This window comes from Bacteroides cutis (genome assembly GCF_900241005.1).
GTDB lineage: Bacteria > Bacteroidota > Bacteroidia > Bacteroidales > Bacteroidaceae > Bacteroides > Bacteroides cutis.
This window is the reverse complement of sequence record NZ_OEST01000004.1, coordinates 213028-238615: the sequence shown is the minus strand read 5'-3', so window position 1 is coordinate 238615 and position 25588 is coordinate 213028. Positions and strand designations below refer to the sequence as shown.

The 25588-nt window shown below is 42.2% G+C and carries 20 protein-coding genes and 1 tRNA gene; 14 read left to right on the top strand and 7 right to left on the bottom strand.

All coding sequences use genetic code 11. The features are described from left to right. The first annotated feature begins 40 nt into the window (after positions 1-40). Both C1A09_RS10625 and C1A09_RS10620 read left to right on the top strand, forming a co-directional pair. The gene (locus C1A09_RS10625) at positions 41-1999 is read left to right on the top strand and encodes a sulfatase family protein (RefSeq protein ID WP_101543878.1); all 1959 of its coding nucleotides are present in this window, start codon (positions 41-43) and stop codon (positions 1997-1999) included. Positions 2000-2144: 145 nt separating this feature from the next. Continuing rightward, positions 2145-3302, top strand: a complete 1158-nt coding sequence (locus tag C1A09_RS10620) for a heparin lyase I family protein (protein ID WP_101543876.1) — start codon at positions 2145-2147, stop codon at positions 3300-3302. Here C1A09_RS10620 and C1A09_RS10615 read toward each other — a convergent pair. Next, positions 3299-4648: an MATE family efflux transporter gene (locus C1A09_RS10615; RefSeq protein ID WP_101544230.1), complete on the bottom strand. Its 1350-nt coding sequence runs from the start codon at positions 4646-4648 to the stop codon at positions 3299-3301. The two genes, C1A09_RS10620 and C1A09_RS10615, sit on opposite strands and share 4 nt — an antisense overlap. 464 nt (positions 4649-5112) lie before the next feature. Between C1A09_RS10615 and lysS the strand changes: the two genes are divergently transcribed. The 4 genes from lysS (at position 5113) to C1A09_RS10595 (ending at position 10193) form a co-directional block, all read left to right on the top strand. Further along, positions 5113-6843: a lysine--tRNA ligase gene (lysS, locus tag C1A09_RS10610; protein WP_101543873.1), complete on the top strand. Its 1731-nt coding sequence runs from the start codon at positions 5113-5115 to the stop codon at positions 6841-6843. A 96-nt stretch (positions 6844-6939) separates the two neighbouring features. After that, complete coding sequence (locus C1A09_RS10605) at positions 6940-7935, top strand: NAD(P)H-dependent glycerol-3-phosphate dehydrogenase (RefSeq protein ID WP_101543870.1); 996 nt, start codon at positions 6940-6942, stop codon at positions 7933-7935. A 48-nt stretch (positions 7936-7983) separates the two neighbouring features. Continuing rightward, positions 7984-9321 carry a glucose-6-phosphate isomerase gene (locus C1A09_RS10600; protein ID WP_101543868.1) on the top strand — a complete coding sequence of 446 codons (1338 nt, stop codon included), beginning with the start codon at positions 7984-7986 and terminating at the stop codon, positions 9319-9321. Positions 9322-9452: 131 nt separating this feature from the next. Continuing rightward, the gene (locus C1A09_RS10595) at positions 9453-10193 is read left to right on the top strand and encodes an inorganic diphosphatase (RefSeq protein ID WP_101543865.1); all 741 of its coding nucleotides are present in this window, start codon (positions 9453-9455) and stop codon (positions 10191-10193) included. A gap of 158 nt (positions 10194-10351) precedes the next feature. Here the strand turns inward: C1A09_RS10595 and C1A09_RS10590 are convergent. Then, positions 10352-10424, bottom strand: a tRNA-Arg gene (locus C1A09_RS10590). A gap of 216 nt (positions 10425-10640) precedes the next feature. On the opposite strand from C1A09_RS10590, the gene asnA reads away from it, so the two are divergent. After that, positions 10641-11678, top strand: coding sequence for an aspartate--ammonia ligase (asnA, locus tag C1A09_RS10585; protein WP_101543863.1), 1038 nt, complete (start codon positions 10641-10643; stop codon positions 11676-11678). 128 nt (positions 11679-11806) lie between these two features. Beyond that, positions 11807-12469 (top strand): uracil-DNA glycosylase, encoded by a 663-nt coding sequence (gene ung / locus C1A09_RS10580; RefSeq protein ID WP_101543861.1) that lies wholly within the window; start codon positions 11807-11809, stop codon positions 12467-12469. Positions 12470-12504: 35 nt separating this feature from the next. Here ung and C1A09_RS10575 read toward each other — a convergent pair whose 3' ends face one another. From C1A09_RS10575 to C1A09_RS10565, 3 genes are all read right to left on the bottom strand, one after another. Next, positions 12505-15297, bottom strand: coding sequence for a putative LPS assembly protein LptD (locus C1A09_RS10575; protein WP_101543858.1), 2793 nt, complete (start codon positions 15295-15297; stop codon positions 12505-12507). A gap of 80 nt (positions 15298-15377) precedes the next feature. Beyond that, entirely contained in the window at positions 15378-15914 is a 537-nt protein-coding gene (locus tag C1A09_RS10570; RefSeq protein WP_101543855.1) for an HD domain-containing protein, read from the bottom strand. Position 15915: 1 nt separating this feature from the next. Next, complete coding sequence (locus C1A09_RS10565; RefSeq protein ID WP_101543853.1) at positions 15916-17634, bottom strand: ArnT family glycosyltransferase; 1719 nt, start codon at positions 17632-17634, stop codon at positions 15916-15918. A gap of 111 nt (positions 17635-17745) precedes the next feature. Between C1A09_RS10565 and C1A09_RS10560 the strand changes: the two genes are divergently transcribed. The 3 genes from C1A09_RS10560 to C1A09_RS10550 all read left to right on the top strand — a co-directional run bounded on the left by C1A09_RS10560 (position 17746) and on the right by C1A09_RS10550 (position 19728). Then, positions 17746-18126 carry a GtrA family protein gene (locus C1A09_RS10560; protein ID WP_101543850.1) on the top strand — a complete coding sequence of 127 codons (381 nt, stop codon included), beginning with the start codon at positions 17746-17748 and terminating at the stop codon, positions 18124-18126. A gap of 143 nt (positions 18127-18269) precedes the next feature. Beyond that, positions 18270-19217 carry a glycosyltransferase family 2 protein gene (locus tag C1A09_RS10555; protein ID WP_101543847.1) on the top strand — a complete coding sequence of 316 codons (948 nt, stop codon included), beginning with the start codon at positions 18270-18272 and terminating at the stop codon, positions 19215-19217. Further along, a complete protein-coding gene (locus C1A09_RS10550) occupies positions 19207-19728 on the top strand; it encodes a methylated-DNA--[protein]-cysteine S-methyltransferase (RefSeq protein WP_101543845.1) in 522 nt (173 codons plus the stop codon). The genes C1A09_RS10555 and C1A09_RS10550 overlap by 11 nt, the downstream gene beginning before the upstream one ends. 12 nt (positions 19729-19740) lie before the next feature. Here the strand turns inward: C1A09_RS10550 and C1A09_RS10545 are convergent, their stop codons facing one another. Next, positions 19741-20712 carry a transporter gene (locus C1A09_RS10545; protein ID WP_101543842.1) on the bottom strand — a complete coding sequence of 324 codons (972 nt, stop codon included), beginning with the start codon at positions 20710-20712 and terminating at the stop codon, positions 19741-19743. A gap of 162 nt (positions 20713-20874) precedes the next feature. Between C1A09_RS10545 and C1A09_RS10540 the strand changes: the two genes are divergently transcribed. From C1A09_RS10540 to dnaA, 3 genes are all read left to right on the top strand, one after another. Then, positions 20875-22107 carry an N-acetylmuramoyl-L-alanine amidase family protein gene (locus tag C1A09_RS10540; protein ID WP_101543839.1) on the top strand — a complete coding sequence of 411 codons (1233 nt, stop codon included), beginning with the start codon at positions 20875-20877 and terminating at the stop codon, positions 22105-22107. Positions 22108-22119: 12 nt separating this feature from the next. Further along, entirely contained in the window at positions 22120-23013 is an 894-nt protein-coding gene (locus C1A09_RS10535) for an MlaD family protein (protein WP_101543836.1), read from the top strand. 352 nt (positions 23014-23365) lie between these two features. Next, entirely contained in the window at positions 23366-24754 is a 1389-nt protein-coding gene (gene dnaA / locus C1A09_RS10530; RefSeq protein ID WP_101543833.1) for a chromosomal replication initiator protein DnaA, read from the top strand. Here dnaA and C1A09_RS10525 read toward each other — a convergent pair. Beyond that, entirely contained in the window at positions 24751-25485 is a 735-nt protein-coding gene (locus C1A09_RS10525) for an NADPH-dependent oxidoreductase (RefSeq protein WP_101543831.1), read from the bottom strand. The genes dnaA and C1A09_RS10525 overlap by 4 nt on opposite strands. Positions 25486-25588 lie beyond the last annotated feature (103 nt).

Here is a 25588-nt window from a genome sequence, read left to right as displayed (position 1 = left end):
TTTAGCAAAAGAAAATAATCATACATTAACATTTAATATTATGAAACACTTACCATTACTAGTATGTACTGCCACTTGCGGATTTTACTCCGCACAAGCAGCAACTACAGACAAAAAAGATGAAAAGCCCAACATTCTCTGGCTAACCTTTGAAGACACCAGTGCGTACGAATTCGGTTGTTACGGTAACAAAGACGTACATACTCCCAATACCGACAGTCTGGCAACTCAAGGTATACAGTTTATGAATGCATGGTCTGTAGCCCCGCAAAGTTCGGCAGCCCGTTCTTCTCTCATCACCGGATGCTATTCCACTACCTATGGAATGGATATCCATCCTGTGCCCTACGATACTCCTGCCGACATCTTCTTTCCACAGAAGTTACGCGAAGCTGGTTATTATTGCACAAACAACAGCAAGACACATTATAACTCCACCACCGATAATAAAATCTGCTGGGACGAATGTACGCCTAAAGCTTCTTATAACAGCCCTAAACGTGGCAAAACCCAACCTTTTTTTGCCGTATTCAATACCGTGACCTCACACATGGGACGTATCCGCACCTTCCACACCGACGGACGCAGAGACTATACCAAAGAAGGTATTTATCCTGAATTGCTCACGCTACCTTCTTATGTTCCCGACCTGCCCGAAGTACGTTCCGACTATGCCGGTCATTTGGAAGCCGTACAAGATGTAGATACCTGGTTGGGGTTCTATCTAAAAGATTTGAAGGACAAAGGACTAGATGACAATACTATTATATTTTTCTTCAGTGATCACGGCGGTTGTGTGCCACGCGGTAAAGGCTATTTGTACGAAAGCGGCTTGAATGTTCCCCTCATAGTCTACTTCCCTCCCAAATGGCGACATCTAACAGACAGGACCTCCGGTAAAGATTTCAACTTAGTCAATTTTACCGATTTAGGTCCAACCGTACTCAGCCTTGCAGGAATAAAACCTCCTAAACATATGCAAGGTAAAGCGCTTTTCGGCCAATTCGCAAACAAAGAAAAACGCAAAATGCAGTTTGCATTAGCCGCCAACCAACTGCACCACTTTATGCCTGTACGTGCCGTCACCGACGGACACTTCAAGTACATCCGCAGTTACATCCCTTATCGCCAGTTTGCCTTGCGCAACTATTACCAATGGGGTATGCCCTCTAATAAAGCATGGGACAAACTCGTATTGGAAGGCCACAACACCAATCCCGACTGGGAATTGACATTCAAAGCGCATCCGGCAGAAATGCTGTTCGACCTCGAAAAAGACCCAGGTGAACTATACGATCTATCCACCTCTCCCGAACACGCAGATATATTGGTAAAGATGCGCAAAGGTTTGTCAGACCATATACGTTCCACCCAAGACCTAGGTTTCTTCCTTCCGAATTCCCGCACAGGGCATATCCTTTATGAAACTGTACGCAAAGAGAAATATCCGTTGGAAGAACTATATACACTTGTAGAAACTGCAGGAACAGCAACCCCTGCCGTCCTCCCGATATTGGAGAAAGCCATTACCAGCCCTCATCCCGATATGAGATTTTGGGGAGTAGCAGGTTATGCCCAACTTGCCAGAGAAAAGCAAATTACCACTTGTCCGCAAGCTCTGTTAGCGCTTCTTTATGATAACAATCCTTACATCGCTTCCGAAGCAGCATATGCCGTTTCTTATCTAAATAAAATGCAGGAAGGTATTTCCCGCCTGATTACTCCCGTAAAGGAAGAAGACAGGAAAATAGGGTATTCTCTATTGGAATGTCTATCTTTAGATCCTGCCATGCGTGATTATATCCGTCCGTTCTTACCTCAACTGAAAGAAGCCGCAGAAACCTTGCCACGTATTCAGAATGAAGACGCCGGCCTTATGGCACGTGGTATCCTCGTAAATATAGGGGAACTGGACATTAAAAACCTGCATGGGCCCGAAGCTTATGAAAAAGGCTTGAAACTAAATTACGGACGTAGACCGATGGTACCGTTACCTTAGTGAACACAAAAATTTCATGCACCTAAAAAAGGGAGAATAAGGCTGTTTGTTCGTATATTCATAGTTCCCATTTAACAGATGTCTCCATACTCCGGTCCTGATTAACGATTTATTAATTGATAACAATACATAAATATCAAAAAGAATGAAAGCAACAATATTAATCACCTTTTGCCTCTTGCCTGCAACAGTTACATGTCACGCTCAATCCGGCAAATCAGTTCCCCTGACGGCACGCGTCAACGTTCAAGCCGACTCGGCGCGTACAAATCAAATTATCGATGGCCGTTGGGTAGCAGTCGGCACAAATAAGCCGCATACTCTCCAATTGGATTATACCCGTTTGTTTCAGGGTAAACCATCCTATCGTTTTGAGTTGAAAGAGGAAGACAACACCTTGGAAGGCTACGCTAAGGGAGAGACCAAAGGGCGTGCCGAACTCTGTTACTGTTACGCCACAGCAAATGATTTCCGTGACCATCAGGCAGACGAATATCCCAACGCCCAAAAAACGAAGACCGTATACCATTACGGGAAAGGCAGTTGCCCACAAGGTTCATCCATGAGCTACACTTTCTCAGTTTACATACCTCGTACATTAGACAAAGATGTATCCACCATCTTCGCCCAATGGCACGGCATGCCAAGCCGTACATTGGTTTCCGACCCGTCGGGCAAGGTAATGCGACTGAGCGTAAAAGAATTCCTCAAACTGGAGAAACGAATGATTTTCAAGAAGAATATCGCACACGAGAAGATAATCAAAGTCAACGCGAAAGGTGATACTTTGTACAAAGCGGGGAAACCGAATGGCTGGCTGGTGGAACAAGGCGGATATCCTCCGCTCGCTTTCGGCTTCTCACAAGGATACTTTTACATCAAAGCCAACTCGGACCGGAAATGGTTGAGTGACAAGACCGACCGTTGCAATGCCAATCCTGGCAATACGGCCATCATGCAATCTGTCAGTTCACGATATAAAGTTTCCACAATTGCCTATAAGATGCCTTTCGAAAGTTTTCCTAAGGATTGCTGGATAACTTTTGAGGTGAATATTAACTGGACAAGCTATGGCAAAGAAGCGGAAACAATCCTCAAACCGGGTCGTCTGGATGTTACCATGACTTATCCCGAAAAAGGTAAAGAAACCAAGAAACACATCGTCGACAACGAAGAAATACTGATAGGCCGTAATGACGAAGAAGGTTATTATTTTAAATTCGGCATATACCGTGTAGGAAATAGCACAATCCCGGTTTGCTACAACCTGGCAGGCTATGAGGAACATGCACTTTCCAACTAAGCCTTCTCTCTGAACATACGGAACTGCCAAATCAGCATCGCCGCAGCTATCAGACTCGCGATAAGGTCGGACACCGGCATACTGTACCACACCCCCGCCGTACCATAAAAGCGAGGAAGAATGAGCAGACAAGGAAGCAATATCATCATCTGGCGGGTAAGGGAAAGAAAGATCGCCTTACCCGCCATTCCTATACTTTGGAAGAAATTCGCCGTCACCATCTGGAAACCGATAATCGGGAAAAACATCACTACAATCCGCAATCCCCTTGCCGAAATATCAACCAGTTCCCGGTCTGACGTAAAAATGCCCACCACCAAATCCGGCATCAGCATCCCCACGAAAAAACCGAATGTAGTCACCCCCGTAGCATAGATTATCGTTAGTTTCAACACCCGATTCACGCGGTCATACCGCTTCGCCCCGAAATTATATCCGGCGATAGGTTGCATCCCTTGATTCAACCCCATCACAATCATCACGACGATAAACACCAGCCGGTTCACGATACCGAAAGCCCCGATAGCCAAGTCTCCGCCATATTCTTTCAATCCCTGGTTAATGAGGATAACGATAAAACATGCTGCCAGGTTCATCAGGAAAGGAGACATGCCTATGGCGAGCGTATCGGATACGATCTTGCGTCTCAGGCGGAAGATACCGCGATGGAAATGCAGCAGTTCGTCCTTGTTGCCGAACAACTTAAGCTGCCAAAGCAACGAGACGATTTGCGCTACAATGGTAGCAATCGCCGCCCCACGAATGCCCCAGCCCAAACCGTATATAAACAAGGGATCCAACAATGTATTGATAACCACGGTAGCTATCGTGGCATACATAGCCTCCTGCGGATGCCCCGAGGAACGCAGCACGGCATTCAGTCCTAAATACAGATGCGTCACGACATTCCCCAGGAGGATAATCTGCATATAGTCCCGGGCATAGCCTATCGTCTGGTCGCTACCGCCGAAAAAGTAGAGAATAGGGTCAAGGAAAGCCATCACCACAACCGTGAAGGCAACGCCTAAAAGAATATTCAGGACAACGACATTGCCCAATACCCGCTGCGCCGTGTCATAATCCTTCTGTCCCAGCTTCACCGAAATCAACGTGGAAGCACCCACGCCCACCAGCGACCCGAAAGCGGCGGCAAGGTTCATCAACGGAAAAGTCAACGCCAATCCGGAGATTGCCATTGTTCCCACACCATGACCGATGAAGATACTATCCACCATATTATATAAGGAAGAAGCCGTCATGGCGATAATTGCCGGTATGGCATATTGCATCAACAGCTTACCTATACTTTCCGTACCCAACGCTGTGGGCGTCTTTTGTCCTGTCATACTAATACCTTTATGCTTTAAGAGGGTGCAAAAGTACTCAAATTCCGGAAGGCAAGCAAGCAAATCCTCGAACATTGACTTTAAACTCCCTACAAACATGACAAAGGAATGTTTCATCTTACCGGTAAAGAGCTATAAACCTTGATTTAATCTTCATCTCGCGTGCCGAGATATACATCTCAGCACGCGAGATAGCCATCCGAGCAGCCAAGATGTATATCTTAGCAGCTAAGATGAAGTTTATCCTTTACTTTAGACAGCTTTATAGTAAGGATTGGATAAGTTTAAGCCTTACATAAGACAGCCTCATTACCAATACCTGCGCCGTCAACAACTATCCCCCAGCGAACTGCCACTGACTACAATGCCACAAACCGCTTTGTTCGCTTTATTTAAGCAAAAGGTTCGCATTTCTGAAAAATGTTTCGTATTTTTGTACCCAAATTGAGTTGAATAATAACGATATGAACGTTTTAGAACTAAGTGAACAGGAAATCATTCGCCGTAACAGCATGAATGAACTTCGCGCGATGGGTATCGAACCTTATCCCGCAGCAGAGTATGTAACCAACGCTTTCTCTACCGATATTAAAGCCGAATTCAAAGACGACGCAGAACCGCGCCAAGTGTCCGTAGCCGGACGTATGATGAGCCGCCGTGTCATGGGTAAAGCATCTTTTATCGAATTACAGGACTCCAAAGGACGTATCCAGGTATATATCACCCGTGATGATATCTGTCCGGACGAAAACAAAGAAATGTACAACACTGTGTTCAAACGTTTGCTAGACCTGGGCGACTTCATCGGCATCGAGGGTTTTGTATTCCGTACCCAGATGGGCGAAATCAGTATCCACGCCAAGAAGTTGACCGTACTCTCCAAGAGTATCAAGCCGTTGCCTATTGTAAAATACAAGGATGGTGTGGCTTACGACTCCTTTGAAGACCCCGAGCTACGTTATCGCCAACGCTATGTAGACCTCATTGTGAACGAAGGTGTAAAAGACACCTTCCTAAAGCGTGCCACCGTCATCAAGACTATGCGTGCCGTACTGGACGAGGCCGGATATACCGAAGTAGAAACTCCTATCCTGCAATCCATCCCCGGTGGAGCGAGCGCACGTCCGTTCATCACCCATCACAACTCGCTGGATATAGATCTCTACCTGCGTATCGCTACGGAGCTTTATCTGAAACGATTGATTGTAGGCGGCTTCGAAGGTGTATATGAAATCGGAAAGAACTTCCGCAACGAGGGAATGGACAAGAACCATAACCCCGAATTTACTTGTATGGAGCTCTACGTACAATATAAAGATTACAATTGGATGATGAGTTTCACCGAAAAATTGCTGGAGCGTATCTGTATCGCCGTAAATGGTTGTACGGAAACCACCATCGACGGAAAAACAATCAGTTTCAAAGCTCCTTATCGCCGTTTGCCCATTCTGGAAGCCATTCAGGAAAAGACGGGTTACGACCTCAATGGTAAGGACGAAGACGAAATACGCCAGATATGCCGTGAGCTGAAAATGGAGATTGATGATACTATGGGTAAGGGTAAGTTGATTGACGAAATTTTCGGTGAATTCTGCGAAGGTACGTTCATACAACCGACTTTCATCACCGACTATCCTGTAGAAATGAGTCCGCTGACCAAGATGCACCGCAGTAAACCGGGACTGACCGAACGTTTCGAACTGATGGTGAACGGTAAAGAATTGGCAAATGCCTATAGCGAGTTGAACGATCCCATCGACCAGGAAGAGCGTTTCAAAGATCAGTTGAAACTGAGCGAAAAGGGAGATGATGAAGCAATGTTCATCGACCAGGACTTCCTGAAAGCACTGCAATATGGTATGCCTCCTACATCCGGTATCGGTATCGGTATCGACCGTTTGACAATGTTGATGACCGGACAGTCATTCATCCAGGAAGTGTTGTTCTTCCCCCAAATGCGTCCCGAGAAAGTAGTTCCGAAAGATGCGCCTGCCAAGTTTATGGAATTGGGCATTCCCGAAGAATGGGTAGCCGTTATTCAGAAAGCGGGATATAATCTCGTCGGCGACATGAAAGATGTGAACCCGCAGAAATTGCATATGGACATCTGTGGTATCAACAAAAAGTATAAACTGGAGTTGGCAAACCCGACCGTGAATGAAGTTGCTGACTGGGTCAGCAAAATCAAGAATTAAAGAATTAAAAATTAAATAAGTAAGATTAAAGATTGAAAGAGGGAGAGGTGCTCCTTTCCCTCTTTTAATTTTTAATTTTTAATTATTAATTTCGATATGAAACTACCCGGTAAGATAGCCATCATGGGCGGAGGAAGTTGGGCAACAGCCATTGCCAAAATGGTGTTGGCACAACAAGACACCATAAACTGGTATATGCGACGCGATGACCGCATTGCCGATTTCAAACGCCTTGGGCACAATCCTGCCTACCTGACGGGCGTAAAATTTGATACGAAGCGCATCAACTTCAATTCCAACATCAATGATGTGGTGAAAGAATCGGATACGCTTATCTTCGTCACTCCCTCTCCCTATCTGAAATCCCACTTGAAGAAACTCAAAACAAAGATTAAGGATAAGTTCATCATCACCGCCATCAAGGGTATCGTTCCCGATGACAATGTGATTGTCTCGGAATACTTCAGGAAAGAATATGGCGTACCTTCCGAAAATATAGCCGTACTGGCAGGTCCTTGCCATGCAGAGGAAGTGGCGTTGGAACGCCTTTCTTACTTGACAATCGCTTGTCCGGATACCGATAAAGCCTGTACCTTTGCCCGTCGTCTGGCAAGTTCGTTCATCAAGACATCCGTCAGCAATGATGTTGCCGGTATAGAATATGGTTCTGTGTTGAAAAATGTATATGCCATTGCAGCCGGCATTTGCAGCGGTCTGAAATATGGTGATAACTTTCAGGCTGTATTGATGTCTAACGCTATACAGGAAATGAACCGCTTTCTTCAAACAGTGCATCCGTTGAACCGAAACATCAACGATTCTGTTTATCTAGGTGACATGCTGGTAACAGGATATTCCAATTTTAGCCGTAACCGTACGTTCGGTACGATGATCGGTAAAGGTTACTCTGTGAAAAGCGCGCAGATTGAAATGGAAATGATAGCGGAAGGTTACTATGGTACGAAATGTATCAAGGAAATCAACAAGCACCATCATGTCAATATGCCGATACTGGATGCTGTATACAATATATTGTATGAACGCATCTCACCAATGATTGAGATTAAGTTACTGACCGACTCGTTCCGGTAACCCGGTAAGCCGAAAGGACGAAATACTGAATTTAAAACCTAGAATATTATGATTAGTTTGAACATTGAAAAGACTTTAGGATTTATTTCCAAAGAGAATGTTTTCGCTTATGAGACACAGGTTAAGGCTGCTCAGGAAGCATTAGAGAATGGTACAGGTAAAGGTAATGACTTCTTAGGCTGGTTGCATCTTCCTTCTTCCATCACCAAGGAGCATCTGGACGACCTGAAAACTACCGCACAAGTTCTGCGTGACAATTGCGAAGTGATAGTCGTTGCCGGTATCGGCGGAAGTTATCTCGGTGCACGCGCCGTTATCGAGGCTTTATCAAACAGTTTCACTTGGTTGCAGGAGAAGAAAACAGCTCCTGTTATCCTATATGCAGGACACAATATAGGTGAAGATTATCTGTACGAACTCACAGAATTCCTGAAAGACAAGAAATTCGGTGTTATCAATATCTCCAAATCAGGAACTACTACTGAAACCGCTTTGGCTTTCCGCTTGCTAAAGAAGCAATGTGAGGATCAACGCGGCAAGGATATGGCAAAGAAAGTAATCGTTGCCATCACAGACGCCCAAAAGGGCGCTGCCCGCGTAACGGCTGACAATGAAGGTTATAAATCATTCATCATCCCCGACAATGTAGGCGGCCGTTTCTCTGTATTGACTCCGGTAGGTTTGTTGCCGATCGCAGTGGCAGGTTTCGACATCGAAAAACTGGTGGCCGGTGCAGTGACTATGGAAAAAGCTTGCGGCGCTGATGTTCCGTTTGCAGAAAATCCGGCTGCGATCTATGCTGCTACCCGTAACGAACTTTACAAGAGTGGTAAGAAGATTGAAATTCTTGTAAACTTCAATCCTAAATTGCACTATGTAAGTGAATGGTGGAAACAGCTTTATGGAGAATCGGAAGGTAAAGAAAACAAGGGTATCTTCCCTGCTGCCGTAGATTTCTCTACTGACTTGCACTCTATGGGACAATGGATTCAGGAAGGTGAACGTACTATCTATGAAACCGTTATCTCAGTAGAAAGCACCCGGCATAAATTGCAAGTGCCCAGTGATGAAGCCAACCTGGATGGTCTGAACTTCCTTGCCGGCAAGCGTGTGGATGAAGTAAACAAAATGGCCGAATTGGGAACACAGTTGGCTCATGTGGACGGTGGTGTACCCAACATGCGTATCGTTATCCCTGCACTAAACGAAGAAAGTATCGGCGGTTTGCTATATTTCTTTGAAAAAGCTTGCGGTATCAGCGGTTACATCCTGGGTGTCAACCCGTTCAACCAACCGGGTGTAGAGGCTTACAAGAAGAATATGTTTGCATTGCTGAACAAACCGGGATACGAAGAAGAATCCAAGGCTATTCAAGCAAGACTATAATACGTCCTTTCAAGGCGCGGATTACGCGAATTACATGGAAACCAGTGAAGTAATCACTTCTCTAAATCTGTGAAATCCGTGTTATCCGCGCTTTTTCTGTATTTTTGTAAGGTATAAAATAACAGGTATTTATGTTCGAGAAATCTATCGCCCGTTATCTGGAAAAGTACGGGTATTCCAATATCCAGTTAAAAGCAGTTCTTTTTGACATGGACGGCGTACTGTTCAACTCTATGCCTTATCATGCTGACGCATGGCACAAAGTGATGGAGCGCCATGGCCTGCACTTGAGCCGTGAAGAAGCTTATATGCACGAAGGACGAACCGGAGCCGCTACCATCAATATTGTCTATCAACGTCAGTATGGCAAAGACGCTACTCCCGAAATGATAGAAAGCATTTATGCTGAGAAAAGTGCCGAGTTCAACAAAAATCCCGATCCGGAACGTATGCCGGGTGCTTGGGAGGTATTACAAAAGGTAAAGGAGGCAGGTATCATTCCCGTTTTGGTAACCGGGTCGGGACAACATTCCTTGCTCGACCGCTTAGCCCATAATTTTCCCGGTATATTTGTACGTGAACGCATGGTGACCGCTTTCGACGTGAAATATGGCAAACCTCATCCGGAACCCTACCTGATGGGACTGGAGAAAGCCGGAGTAAAAGCCAATGAAGCCATCGTTGTAGAAAACGCTCCCATTGGGGTACAAGCCGGAACGGCAGCGGGTATATTTACTGTTGCAGTCAATACAGGACCAATGAACGGACAAGTGTTACTGGATGCCGGAGCCGACCTGCTTTTCCCATCTATGCAGGCATTTTGCGATAACTGGGAGGAACTGATAAAAGAAAAGAATGGTTTCAAGCTATGAAACGGATATCATCGTATTACCGGCATTGATTATATCTAAATCTTAATTAAACATAGGCATATTACTATGATTATACAAAGAAAGGGGAAAAGGGTATTTATGGCAGAAAACAAAAAGTCCTTATAAGATAACACTCATAAGGACTTCTTATTCGATTGTGACCCGGGTGGGACTCAAACCCACGACCTTCAGAACCGGAATCTGACGCTCTATTCACTAAGCTACCAGGCCTAAATGCGGGGACAAAAGTATAAAAAATCTCTGCATATTCCTAACGTTCTTTCGTTTTTTCTATTTACTTCCCGTTCCTATCCTCATTATTATTTTGCAAATACCCAGAGAGAATATTGATACATTTTGCTCTTTTTTTGATTAAAACCAAAGCAAGTATTAATATTATTCCTATCTTTGCCGAACAATTTAATAGAAGATATATATAATAAACCTATGAGCTATCTGATAAAACCCGAAGGATATAAACCTTTATTAGACTTAAAACAAACAGAATTAGGTATTAAACAGATAAAAGAGTTCTTCCAGTTGAACCTTTCTTCCGAACTTCGCCTGCGTCGTGTCACCGCACCCCTCTTTGTATTGAAGGGCATGGGTATCAACGACGATCTCAATGGAGTGGAACGTGCCGTTTCTTTTCCTATTAAAGATCTGGGCGACGCGCAGGCGGAAGTAGTACACTCTCTTGCCAAATGGAAACGTTTAACGCTTGCTGAATATCACATCGAACCGGGTTATGGAATTTATACGGATATGAATGCTATCCGTGCAGATGAAGAGCTGGGAAATCTACATTCTCTCTATGTAGATCAATGGGACTGGGAACGTGTTATCACTGTCGAAGACCGTAATGTGGAGTTCCTTAAAGAAATCGTTACGCGCATTTATGCCGCTATGGTACGTACAGAATATATGGTATATGAAATGTACCCACAAATCAAACCTTGCCTGCCTCCAAAGCTACACTTTATCCATGCAGAAGAGTTACGCCAACTCTATCCCGAATTAGAACCGAAATGTCGTGAGCATGCCATTTGCAAAAAATATGGCGCTGTTTTCATTATTGGTATCGGTTGTAAACTAAGTGACGGCAAGAAACATGATGGACGTGCTCCGGACTATGATGACTACACTACCCCCGGACTGAATGATTTGCCCGGACTGAACGGCGACTTATTATTATGGGATCATGTGTTACAACGTAGTATAGAGCTTTCTTCGATGGGTATCCGCGTAGACAAGGAAGCCTTGCAACGTCAGCTCAAACAGGAAGGAGAAGAGAAACGGCTGGAACTCTATTTCCACAGACGCCTGATGAGTGATACACTCCCACTCTCTATCGGTGGCGGTATCGGACAGTCTCGTCTCTGTATGTTCTATCTGCGCAAGGCGCACATCGGAGAAATACAGGCAAGCATATGGCCAGAAGATATGCGTAAAGAATGTAAGATGCATGATATACACTTGATTTAATCATTTCACCATAGAGTATACAGAGTTCCACAGAGTTTAAAAGAAAATAAGCAAAACTCTGTGGGACTCTTGTGTTCTATAGTAAGAAATTTGTATCTTAGCATCCGAAACTACTAACAACTACGATTATGAATGTTCAGATAGAAGAAAGCTGGAAAGTGCGTTTACAACCCGAGTTCGATAAAGATTATTTTCGTATGCTAACAGAGTTTGTACGTACCGAATATCAACATGGTCCTATATATCCTCCGGGAAAATTAATATTCAACGCTTTCAACTTATGTCCCTTCGATAAAGTAAAAGTTGTGATTATCGGTCAAGATCCTTATCATGGTCCCGGACAAGCGCATGGACTTTGTTTTTCAGTAAACGACGGTGTTCCTTTCCCTCCTTCTTTAGTCAACATCTTCAAAGAAATTAAAGAGGATATAGGTACAGATGCACCGGTTACCGGCAATCTGACTCGTTGGGCAGAACAAGGTGTATTACTACTTAATGCTACACTTACCGTACGTGCCCATCAGGCCGGTTCACATCAAAACCGTGGTTGGGAAACATTCACAGATGCCGCTATCCGCATACTGGCAGAACAAAAAGAGCATCTCGTCTTTATTCTTTGGGGGGCTTATGCACAACGCAAGGGAGCGTTTATCGACCGTAATAAGCATTTAGTGCTGACTTCTGCACATCCTTCTCCCCTTTCGGCCTATAATGGGTTCTTTGGGAACAAGCATTTCAGCAAAACAAATGAATACTTAAAGTCACACGGAGAAACGGAAATTATTTGGTAAGAACATCTCTCAGCATAAACCTCAACTTCCATCACCTAATACCACTGAATATTACTTTGTGTCTGACTTCTCTGCTCCCACTTCAAGTCTTGCAGAATGCTGGCATTAGCACGAATAGTAAAGTTGTAGTATTTCCACTGTCCGAAAGGAGAAAGACTGGCAGACATACTGAAACAATGTAAGTCACGAGTAATATTAAAAGAGGTTTGTACAATCTTCTTGGCCTCAAAATCATAACCGGAATTGAAACTGATGGCCCATTTATTGGAAATCTTAATATTACCGGAAGCACTCAGATTATGAGTATAACGATAAGGATAACGCATCGTTTTCCGATTGATAGGTTTTGAGGTATCTTCAGAAATATTGAAGTTATAATTCAAGTTCAAAGACCAAGGCATTTTGAATACTTGATATCCATCGGCATCCACAGCAGCTTTTTCCACCTTCTTCTTAGGTATGCCACTCTCAGTACTTTCTTCATCACCTTCTTCGGGATCCGAATTTTCATCACCTTTTTTGCCTGCGTCATCCTCTTTTACTCCATGTAACTTATCCATCCATTTTTTCCAGGTATCGTTGTTAAACGTATAACTGAAAGAAGAACCATATCCTTGGAAAATACCGAAACGCCCGTAAGACCACTCTGTACGATTGTTAGGTACTACATTACCATTCTTATCGAAAGCATAACCATACGTTTTAAATGAAGAACTCATACTGAAAGTATAACTTTTGGAAAGTTTCAAACGCAAATTCAGATTAAGGTCACTCCACGGACGCGTTGCTGCAGCCATGTTATAACTTATGCTTGCACCCAATTCATCAATCAAGCTGACTTTCTTGATAGAGTCATTCTTATCCTTATACTTCATTTCCAAGTTATTGGAAATACTGAAACTGATATTTCCCTGCTTTCCACGCCCCGGTACACCAAACATCTGCCCGGCATACGGTGAATAAGTCACAGTATCACGCCTCCCGTCGGCATACGTCTTGATATAAGAATCGTAGTAACCATAACGGGATGAACCAAAGTCCGGCGCTGCACTGATACTTATCGAGGGAGTAATGACATGGCGAATTTGTATTTCTTTCTTAGGAAGAAACAATGGTTTATACATACCATATATCTTGGTATTAATGCCCAAACTGGCATTATAATTATATACACGATGGAAACCGTAAATCGTATCAGTATTCACCTCTTGTCCACCGGTACCAGCTTCATTCGGTTCCCAGTCTTTCATAACTTTACGCGTATACCAACGTTCTGTATAGCTGACCGAGGGTGTGACATTGAAGTATTTGAACAAAGTAAAAGTAGCGCTAATAGGAATTTCATGCTTCATCCCATTTTCCCAGTCTTTTATCAAATTAGATTTGAACAACAGGTTATCTTTGGTTTTGATACTGTTTGAAAGACGCCCGCTGTATCGAACAGATATCTTCTCATACCATTTTTCATCTCCCACAGCCCGTTTCCTCTTAAACGGGAAAATAGTGCTCAATGTGATATTCAAGTCAGGCAATGTCATGTTTACAGAAGAATCTTTCATAGTCTGAGCTATATTGGTTGTTGCAGCAATAGTCAAATGCTGGTCAGGGAAAGTGCGAGAATAACTGATACTTGACGTCTTCGTATTCTGGGACATAGCATTCGAATTGTACATATTACCGATATTGGTACGCTCATAACTACTCGTCGCAAAGTTCACACTGGCAGAAAAAGTTGAGTTAGGACTTGCCTTAGGATCTTGACGATGAGACCATACAATTTTAAAATCCTTGGCAACCGAATAATCCGGCAAACCTTTATCTCCCGTCTTCGTCACCTGGTAGCTTGCCTGCAATAAACCAGAGTACTTATATCTTTTCACGTAGTTGGACTCCATATTCAATGCCCAAGAACCTTTGGTAAAAATATCCGCACGCAACTTCAAGTCCATCTTATCACTGATGGCAAAGTAATATCCACCATCTGTCAAACCAAAACCACGGCTGGAGTCATCCATATAAGTAGGCATCAGAAAGCCGGAGGAATAGCTACTTGAAAACGGGAAAAAGAAAAATGGTACCGCAAGTGGCAAAGGAACATCTTCCACCACCAGATAGGCAGGTCCCGTCACCACATTCTTTTTCGGACGTACTTTGGCATATGTCATCTGCATATAAAAATGAGGATGTTCGTGGTGATCACAGGTGGTATATCGGCCACTCTTCATGTAAAGCTCATCATTAGTACCTTTTTTGGCATTATTACCGGTAACATATCCTTCGCCTTGCTGGCTGACAACATTACTGATAATGCCTTTCTTACTCTTGAAATTATACCGGATAGTATTCGTTTCATAAGGAGTCTCTCCATCTTTAAAAACCGGAGTACCTTGGGCTACACCCAAAGAATCTTCTACACCATGAGCATACACCGTACTACTATCCATATTCATGGTAATGACATCAGCAGCCAATTCTATCTGCTGATAATTAACCTTACCCTGCCCGTATAAATGTGCATATCCACCTTGAGCAAAGACGATAGAATCATTGGCTTCGTATGTAACAGGAGCATCCAGTGGTTGTTTCTTCTTCTCGGGAACCGCTACAGAATCTACTTCCAAAGAATCTGTTTGTGAAATCCCATTTACCCTCGAACGAGCACGCATAGACTTCTTCCCCACTAAATCACTTCGTAAGGTATCAGCCTGCAGATTCTCCGGAGGTACAATTCCACCCCGGCGACGCTGGGAAACTGCCTCACCGGAAAGAAAGAGTAAGACGAATAGTAGTATGAATGATATGAATGTATTTGCTTTCAATGGCGTCATTAACTAATAGTTTACGCTTGAAGGGGCAAAAGTACGTATTTTATACGGTATAATCTCCCTTTTTAAAGAAATTTAGATTGCTACAAGAACTGTTCGCACCAATGGTCGAAACGTTGCAATCCTGCTTCACCATACCGTTCGAGACTCCTACGTGCCTTTTCTACACTCTTTTCATACTCCAGACGCGTTTTAGAATAGAATTTATCTGCAAAACAAATAACTTGTTCCTCCAAGCTTACCGGAAGCATATCACGGTGTGGCACAGGAAGTTCTTGTGCAAGGATTTCATCTAATGAAAGTCCAGCTCCTGTATGTCTTTCACAAACCAAAGCATGGCGAGGATAACCTTCAGAACGCACTAAATCGGCTCCCAAATAGCCATGACAGATATAAGGTTTATCACCGAAACAATAAATACCATCGGCATCCGTCAGGAAAATCCCTACGTCATGCAATATGGCCGCTTCGTACAGGAAATCCTTGTCTAACAACAATTCCGGATGCTGATCGGCAATCCACAGAGCTTTGTCTGCCACCGAACGGCTATGAGTCAGCAATATATGTTTCAGTTCATTCGCCTCCGGATAATATTTATCAATCAATTCTAGCGGGTTCATTTTATTTCTCACTGAATTTATAAATCAATATTTTATCACGTAAATCACAACTGCGATAAGGAGTAGTGTAAACCTCCTCCAGTCGATACTCATCTGAATATTTCTTCAAAAATTCCTCCTTAGTCCACTTAGAAAGCATTACATATCCTGTACCGGAAAGACCAGGAACGAAATCCCTCATCCGGTCGTTCAAATAGTAATTAGTACAATAAAAACGGATGAGTGGGGGAGTATACGAATACATAAATCCATCCTGTACATATGTATTTACTTGTTCGGCCAGACGTTTGTCCGACTTCGTAGCCAGCACCGTAGGCTGATAAACGCCATCTAAAGAAACAAACAGACACAAAATGCACCCGGCTATACTGTACAGTAAAGAACGTGTATCCGCCCGCTTTACCAACGCTATCAATGTGCAGATGCCCGCTATTGCCGGTAATGCCACAATCAACCATTTAGAAAAGGGTAAATCCACATTTTCCAATGCATGCATAAATCCAATGTTCTCGGCAGCATGTTTACCCGTACCCCAAACACTATCAGGAATTAGCCCGAAACGCACTATAATAAATGTTACCGTAAGTAACAAAGCCAATGAAGCAAAAATATAGGCAGAAATCTTAAAAACTTTTGCTTTGCGCTGTACCAATGCCAAAAAATATTCAGCAATCAGCATTGCCATAAACGGATAGATAGGCAACAGATATACGCTACGCTTACTCTTCGGAATACAATAAAAGATAAAAATGAACAAGATAACCACCCATGTAAACAAATGAAGAGGAGACTGGGAGCGAAATTTAGTCCAAGCTTTATTAAAACGTTCACTCCACGAAGAACCTTCCGGTAAAAAACGCATTTCTTTCCATTTCAAACCAAAAAGAGAAATCAACAAGACTAAAGTCCACGGTATCCACCCCCAAATGATAGTCACAAAATTATACCACAACGGATTTTCATGGGAAGCGTATGACATCTTACGGAAGAAGCGTCCAGTATTCTCTTCCATCATCAGATTTATGAATGACTCTCCACCCTGCTGATAGGCAGCCCAGAACCATATTCCCAACGGAACGAGTGAAAGTAATCCGATGCCCAACAAAGAGAAAAAGGTCTTACCGAACGAACGCCCACGCAACAATTGATAGATGCCGATACCCACACATGGAAAAATAGAACCGACCGGACCTTTTGTCAAAGTGGCACATGCCATTAGCAACACTGCCAACCAAGGTATCTCCTTAGAGCCTTTTTCATCCCAACGGAAAAGTAGACACAAAGCAATCACAATAAAGGAGACTTGTACCATATCAAGTCGACAAGCTACTGCAGCCCGATGCACTTCAAAGGAAGACAAAAGAAGAATAGAAGTCAAGAATGCCGTTTTTATATTCTTTCGCTTAGCTACAAAAGAAAAAAATACCAACTGCATAGCCAGAAAAGCCAGCGCCGACGGCATACGGGATGAGAATTCTGTCACTCCTCCCATGATGGAAGATACAACTGCAATCGCCCAGTAAAGAAAAGGAGGTTTATAAGCTATTTCGACCCCATAATTTACCGGAAGTATCCAGTTACCACTCTTCAACATCGTATAAGCTACTATCGCTTCACGCGGCTCTCCTTTAGAATAAAAAATGGTTTCTCCCAGAAAGGGAACTATTACAAGCACACTGAGCAGTGCTATGAACCAGAACGCCTTCTTTTTGTCTGACATACTTTTCTTTTTTTACGTTTTCAAGGAACAAAAGTACTAATTATTCTGCAACAATACCTAACTTTGTTGCCGTAATCATATTACAAAACTATTACAACTATAAATCAGAAGATGAAGCAACTGAAACAATTACCGGAGTTTATACGTTTCGCCTTAGTAGGGATTCTGGCAACAGCTTTGCATTACGGACTTTATTTCCTATTACAACGGATCATCAATGTCAACATTGCTTATACGCTCGGTTATGCATTCAGTTTCACCGTTAATTTCTATTTGACCGCCTACTTCACATTCTATAAAAAGCCTTCCTGGGGAAAATTACTCGGATTCGGTGGAGCACATCTGATAAATTACCTCCTACATATGGGATTATTGAACTTCTTTTTATGGATGGGGCTTTCCAAGCCATTCGCCCCTATCCCGGTATTCGCCATCGCCATTCCCGTCAACTTTTTACTGGTACGCTTTGTCTTCAAACAAAAGGCGTTATAATAACCCACTGCGTATACCGCTCCATCATCGTATCCTTACCTTCTTTATCTTTCATCGGTAATTCATGTTTTTCAAATAATAATGCCATATACTTCCGTAAAAGTAATATATTTGCGAAGTATTTAATCATACTCTTGTGTGAAATGAAGAAAGTAACCCTATTAATTCCGGTATACAATGAAGAAGCAATGCTACCTGCTCTCTACAAACGTTTGATAGAACTTATCAATCGGAACAATACGTACGAGTGGGAGATTTTATTCATTAATGACGGTAGCAGTGACGGAACTCTTGAAAGTATCCGCCAACTTCGACAGACTGATAAAAGGGTGAATTACGTAAACCTCTCACGTAACTTTGGTAAAGAAATTGCCATGTTGGCTGGTTTTGACTATACCACGGGAGATTGTTGTGTAGTGATGGACGCCGACTTGCAAGATCCTCCCGAACTCGTAGACCAAATGTTGACATATTGGGAAGAAGGATACGACGATATTTATGCCAAACGTCGTAATCGCGGAGAAGAAAGTTGGTTACGCCGGCGATTATCTTTAGCATTCTATAAAATATTGCAGAAGATGAGCCGTATAGATATACTACCCAATGTAGGAGATTTCCGCTTACTTGACCGTCGATGCGTATTGACACTTCGCCGTTTACGTGAACAAGAACGCTATACCAAAGGGTTGTTCTGTTGGATTGGTTACAAGAAGAAAAGTATAGAATTCGATCGTGGAGATCGCCTTGCCGGACATTCTTCGTGGAGCTTTTTTAAACTGCTGAACTTGGCAATTGAAGGTATCACTTCCTCCTCTACCGCTCCACTGCGTATCGCCACCATTTGTGGAGTATTATTCTCCATCTCCAGTTTTATCTATGCTATCTACTTTCTGATAAAAACGATTGTTTATGGTGACCAGGCAGCTGGTTTCCCTACTCTGATTGTAGTAATTCTCTTCTTAGGTGGCATTCAATTATTCTCCCTTGGAGTGATAGGCGAATACATCGGACGTATCTTTAAAGAAACGAAAAGAAGACCTACTTATATTGCCTCCGATTATAACGAAAAAAAATTGGGATATGATGAATAAAATACGTATACAACGTTATCACTCTCCCTGCGGAGATTTAATGCTTGGTTCTTTTGAAGATAAACTTTGTTTATGCGACTGGGCGACAGAAAAGCACAGAGATATAGTAGATATAAGATTGAGGAAAATGCTACAAACTGGTTATGAAGAAAGTTCATCGTCTGTCATTGAAGAAACCCGTAGACAATTGGACGAATATTTCGAAGGAAAACGAACCACGTTTAATCTCCCATTGCTTTTTGCTGGTACGGAATTTCAAAAAAATGTCTGGTATGAGTTGTTGAAAATACCATACGCCACCACCATATCATATAGCGAATTAGCAAAGCGTTTGAATATTCCTCGCGCTGTTCGTGCCGTTGCTAACGCCAATGGAGCAAATGGAATTTCTATTATTGTACCTTGCCACCGTGTCATTGGCAGCAATCATTCACTTACAGGTTATGCCGGTGGGCTCGACGCAAAAAAGAAGCTGTTAGAGTTGGAGTCTCCCATAAAGACGTTATTTTAATTTTATCATAGTTTATCTCCTTACATCACTATACATTTCACTTTTTCTCCTTTTCTTCCACAACTGATAACTATTGATGATGTTTTGCCACAATACATACGACCCAGGCCCTACGGAAGAAAGCGGATTGAGATAGGTATAGGCCATCCAGATGGCAAGTACCGTATTTTTCTGCCCCAACGCCTGCCCACCACTGATGCGTTCTTTGTAATGTCCGCCTATTTTTTTCCCTAAATAAAACTGAATACAACAAGCGACCAAGCCTGCCAAAGCAATCAGTACTTCTACAAAAACCGGAGCTTCGCTATTCATCAATGAACGTACCGTTTGCCCTGAAACAATGGCAAGTGCCACTCCCCACAAATAAAAAGCAGCATCATGAAAACCCAATAAGAAATGATGCACTTTAGGTAAAAACACACGTAAAAACCAGGCCAAGAAAAAAGGAAACAGTAAAAGTGGAAACACTTTGCTCAAAATTTTCAGAAATGCCACCCAAAAAGTGATTTCCGCATGCGGTTCTACCAAAGGAAACACTAATGGAACTGATATAGCCGCCAATAGATTGGATAACAATGTATATGTAGTGAGACTTGCTGCACTGCCACCTAACTTACCAGTGATAACGGCCGCCGCTGTAGCTGTTGGACAGATAAGACAAACCATCGCTCCCTCAAACACCTCCCGGTAGACTTCTTCCATCGGACAAAGTATCAATATACTTGCTACCACAAGACACGAAACAGATTGAAACAACAATAACCAACCATGCCACGACTTTGGCTTCAACTCATGCACTTCCACCTTGCAGAACGTAAGTAAGAGTTGGGCAAAAATCAAAGCCGGAGTCAAGATGGCAACCAAAACATTTACATAAGGCTTAACCGGTGCCAAAAAAGAAATTCTTGCAAAAAAGAAATATACCAAAGTGCCGGCCATCATTGCCAACGGCAATGTCCAGTTCTTCAAAAAACGAAGAATCATATTTATCTATTTTTAAATTAGCCGCAGCAAAGTTACTGATATTCTCAATAAATCAGATAAAGCCAAGACTAAATCTACCGAAAAGAACACAATGAGAACAAAACTTAAAGGCAAAGTATGAGTTTTCTATAAATTTCTACTACATTTGCAGCAATATTATTTATGAAACTATACAGACGATACATATTATATACAAGTATTTGCTTGGGGCTGCTCACTTCTTTTTTCTGTGCCGGCAGTGCCGAAGCAAAAAATTTTGTTGTCGTCATTGATGCGGGGCATGGGGGGCATGACCCTGGAGCCATTGGTAAAATCTCCAAAGAAAAAAATATCAATTTGAATGTTGCCTTGAAATTCGGTAAACTAATTCAGAAGAATTGCGGGGATGTGAAAGTAATCTATACCCGCACACGAGATGTATTCATCCCTTTGGATCGCCGCGCCGAAATAGCCAACAACGCAAAAGCAGATTTATTCATCTCTATTCACACAAATGCTTTGGCAAACAACCGAACTGCCAAAGGGGCATCTACCTGGACATTAGGTCTTGCCAAGTCTGACGCTAACCTTGAAGTGGCAAAACGTGAGAATTCCGTAATCCTTTACGAAAGTGACTACAAGATAAGATATGCAGGTTTCAATCCAAACTCTGCCGAGTCCTACATCATTTTCGAATTCATGCAGGATAAATATATGTCACAAAGTGTACATTTGGCATCACTCGTACAAAAGCAATTCCGACATAGTTGTAACCGCATAGACCGAGGTGTACATCAAGCAGGATTTTTGGTGTTAAAGGCCAGTGCCATGCCCAGTATATTGGTAGAATTGGGATTTATCTCAACCCCTGAAGAGGAACGCTATCTAAACAGTGAAACCGGTACGACAACTCTTGCCAACGGAATTTTTCGTGCTTTCCTCACCTACAAGCGAGAACAAGAAATACGGCTAAATGGAAGCAGTAAGACCATTCTACCGGAAGATATACCGGAAGCAATAGAGGAAACAGTAGCTTCCGCCGATACAAAAGTAAAAAATAAGGTTCCCCAATCAAAGGTAAACCCTGTATCGCCATCTCCTCAACAAGTAGAAAAAGCCGTTGTCAATCAAACAGAACGTACAGGTATCGTGTTTAAGATACAAATACTCACTTCCTCACGCCCTATAGCAAAAAACGATAAAAGACTGAAAGGACTGAAGAATGTGGATTATTATAAAGAAGGAGGACTATATAAATACACTTATGGTACATCGCCCGATTATAATAAAGTAGTGCGTACTAAACGTACCATTGCAGCTCAATTTAAGGATGCATTCATCATAGCCTTTAAAGATGGTCAGAAAACAAACGTCAATGCTGCCATCAACGAATTCAAAAAGAAAAAAAATAAATAATAAAGATACATCATGAAGTATATCACAAAAGAGGTCAGAATAGGAATTGCGGGTATAGCCGCCCTATGCATATTGGTATATGGTATCAATTACCTGAAAGGTATCAATATGTTCAAACCGTCCAGCTATTTCTACGTAAAGTTCCATAATGTCAATGGACTTACCAAATCTAGTCCGGTATTTGCAGATGGTTTTCGTGTAGGTATCGTACGCGATTTATATTATGACTATACCCAACCTGGTAAAGTAGTTGCCGAGATAGATGTTGATCCGGATTTACGTATTCCTAAAGGAAGTACGGCAGAGCTCATGGCTGAAATGCTCGGCGGTGTCAAGATGAATTTGCTCCTCGCCAACAATCCACGCGAGAAATATCAGATAGGAGATACCATTCCCGGAGTACTTAATAATGGAATGATGGAAAAAGTAGCTACTATGATGCCACAAATAGAAAAGATGCTACCCAAATTGGATTCTATATTAGGATCACTGAATGCAGTATTGTCCGATCCTGCTATCCCTGCAACACTTCACAATGTGCAAGATTTGACAGCAAGTATGACCGCTACCAGCCGTCAACTACAAACATTGATGGGCAAAGATATTCCGCAACTCACGGGAAAGCTCAATACTATCGGGGACAACTTTATACTCATTTCCAATAACTTAAAAGAGATTGATTATGCAGCCGCCATGCAGAAAGTAGACTCTACATTGGCTAATGTAAAAATGATTACAGATAAGTTAAACCAGAAGAATAATACAATTGGATTATTATTCAATGACCCCTCACTTTACAATAACCTAAATGCCACAACTGCAAATGCAGCAAGTCTATTGGAAGATTTGAAATCACATCCGAAACGATATGTCCATTTCTCTTTGTTTGGTAAAAAAGATAAGTAGTCAAATCCGATTATATAGATTTTGTCTAAATAACAAAGGAAATTTAAGTTTGGAAAGAAAAGTCCCTAACAAGTCTATATAGAGAATAAAAACAAGGCTTTCAGGGATGGCTGTTTATAAGAGAGGCACGAACTAATTTACCACCTACGTAGCTGATTTAAAAGGCATTACACAAATGCAATAGCCCCCTGTGAGGGGCTATTTTTATATCTACTTATAAGTCATTGAAAGTAAAGTAATTATTGCTTTTACTAATTACGCAAGAAAAAAGTAATTTGTTTTTTTCAAATAAGATTGCCAATTTTGCATGCGTAGAAGTTTTGCTTAATTAATAAATGTATTTATAGCCGTTATGAGTGAACAGGATCATGTCGGGTTGTGGAATCGGTGTCTCGAAATTATTAGAGACAATGTTCCAGAGCAGACATATAAAACTTGGTTTCTCCCCATTATTCCATTAAAATATGAGGACAAAACATTGGTTGTACAAGTGCCCAGCCAGTTTTTTTATGAATTTCTAGAGGACAAATTTGTCGACTTGTTGCGTAAGACACTTTACAAGGTAATCGGTGAGGGAACAAAGTTGATGTATAATGTAATGGTAGATAAAAGTTCGCGGAAAACCGTTGATCTGGAATCTACCCAGCGGACTATTATTCCACAAAAACAAGTATTGGATAAACAAATCCCTCAAATTCCTGTTCCGGATTTGGATCCACACTTGAACCCTGAATACAATTTTGAAACATTTATTGAAGGCTATAGCAATAAGTTATCTCGTAGTGTTGCAGAAGCAGTTGCACTCAATCCGGCAAAAACGATTTTTAATCCGCTATTCCTGTATGGCGCATCCGGTGTAGGTAAAACTCACCTTGCCAATGCTATTGGTACTAAAATCAAGGAATTATATCCCGATAAGCGGGTTTTATATGTATCTGCCCACCTGTTTCAGGTACAATATACAGATTCTGTACGTAACAACACGACTAATGACTTCATTAACTTCTACCAAACAATTGATGTTTTAATTATTGATGATATTCAAGAATTTGCAGGGGTCACCAAGACACAAAATACATTCTTCCATATCTTCAATCATTTACACCAGAACGGGAAACAACTCATCCTGACTTCTGACCGTGCTCCTGTTTTGTTGCAAGGTATGGAAGAACGACTGATTACCCGCTTTAAATGGGGAATGGTGGCAGAACTGGAAAAACCGACCGTAGAATTGCGTAAAAATATCCTCCGCAACAAGATACATCGTGATGGTTTACAGTTCCCTCCTGAAGTTATCGATTATATCGCAGAGAACGTGGGTAATAGTGTACGCGATCTGGAAGGTATCGTAATTTCCATTATGGCACACTCTACCATTTATAATAAAGAAATTGATCTGGAACTAGCACAACGTATCGTTCGTAAGGTAGTGAACTGTGAAAGTAAATCCGTGACAATTGACGATATCATCAATACGGTATGTAAGCATTTCGGGCTGGAAACGGCAGCCATACATACCAAATCCAGAAAGCGCGAGGTAGTACAAGCCCGGCAAATCGCCATGTTCCTCGCTAAAAATCATACGGATTTCTCCACAGCAAAAATCGGAACATTAATTGGAAATAAAGACCATGCCACCGTATTGCATGCCTGCAAAACAATAAAGGAACTGAAAGAAGTCGATAAATCTTTCCGTGCGGAGATTGACGAAATTCAGGCAACGCTGAAAAAACAGGGTTAAAACCCCTGCTTTTTCATCACCTGCCAAAGGTTTTCAGACATCGCCTCACTATCTTTCTTTGTATAGCGTACATCTGTAAACACTTGAGCTAAAGTCTCCTTATTATTTTCCGCTACAAACTGTTTATTCTCCGGCAATGATTCTTTGTATGCATAAAGACGATCAATATCCGCTGAAGTATAGTCATGATAAGTTTCTTCGTGTACAATAGCCTCCAATGGCAGACGATCTACTTGTGCGGGAATTTCCTCAGGCCAACCCACAGTCACCGTAGTAATCGGGAAAACCAACTCTGGTAGTTCCAAAGCTTCAATAATCATCTGAGGATTATAAGTGGTAGTACCTAAATAACAAATCCCCAGTCCCTTCTCTTCCGCTGCCACACAAAATGTCTGAGCTACCAGCAACGCATCCACCGAACCGGTTACAAACCACTCAAAATTATTATACCCCGGTTCTGCTTTTCTCTGCTCACACCATTTACTGAAACGGCGCAAATCAATACAAAAAGTTAAAACAACCGGAGCGGCCTGTACCATAGGCTGGTTAAAATGAGCCGGTGCCAACTTCGCCTTACGTTCTGAGTCACGAGTTACAATTACACTATAAACCTGCATGTTTCCGACCGTAGAAGCACGGAAAGAGGTTTCAAGCAAATCATTTAACAAATCAGCAGAAATATCTTTCTGTTGATATTTACGTATTGTCCTTCTTTGTTTTAAGCTTTCCATTCTTTCTTTTTTCTGCAAATATATAAAAAGAATCACAATATGCTATTTCGTATACCTATTTATATTCAGTGCGATTTCCTAAAAAGTTCAAGAAGTTACTGTT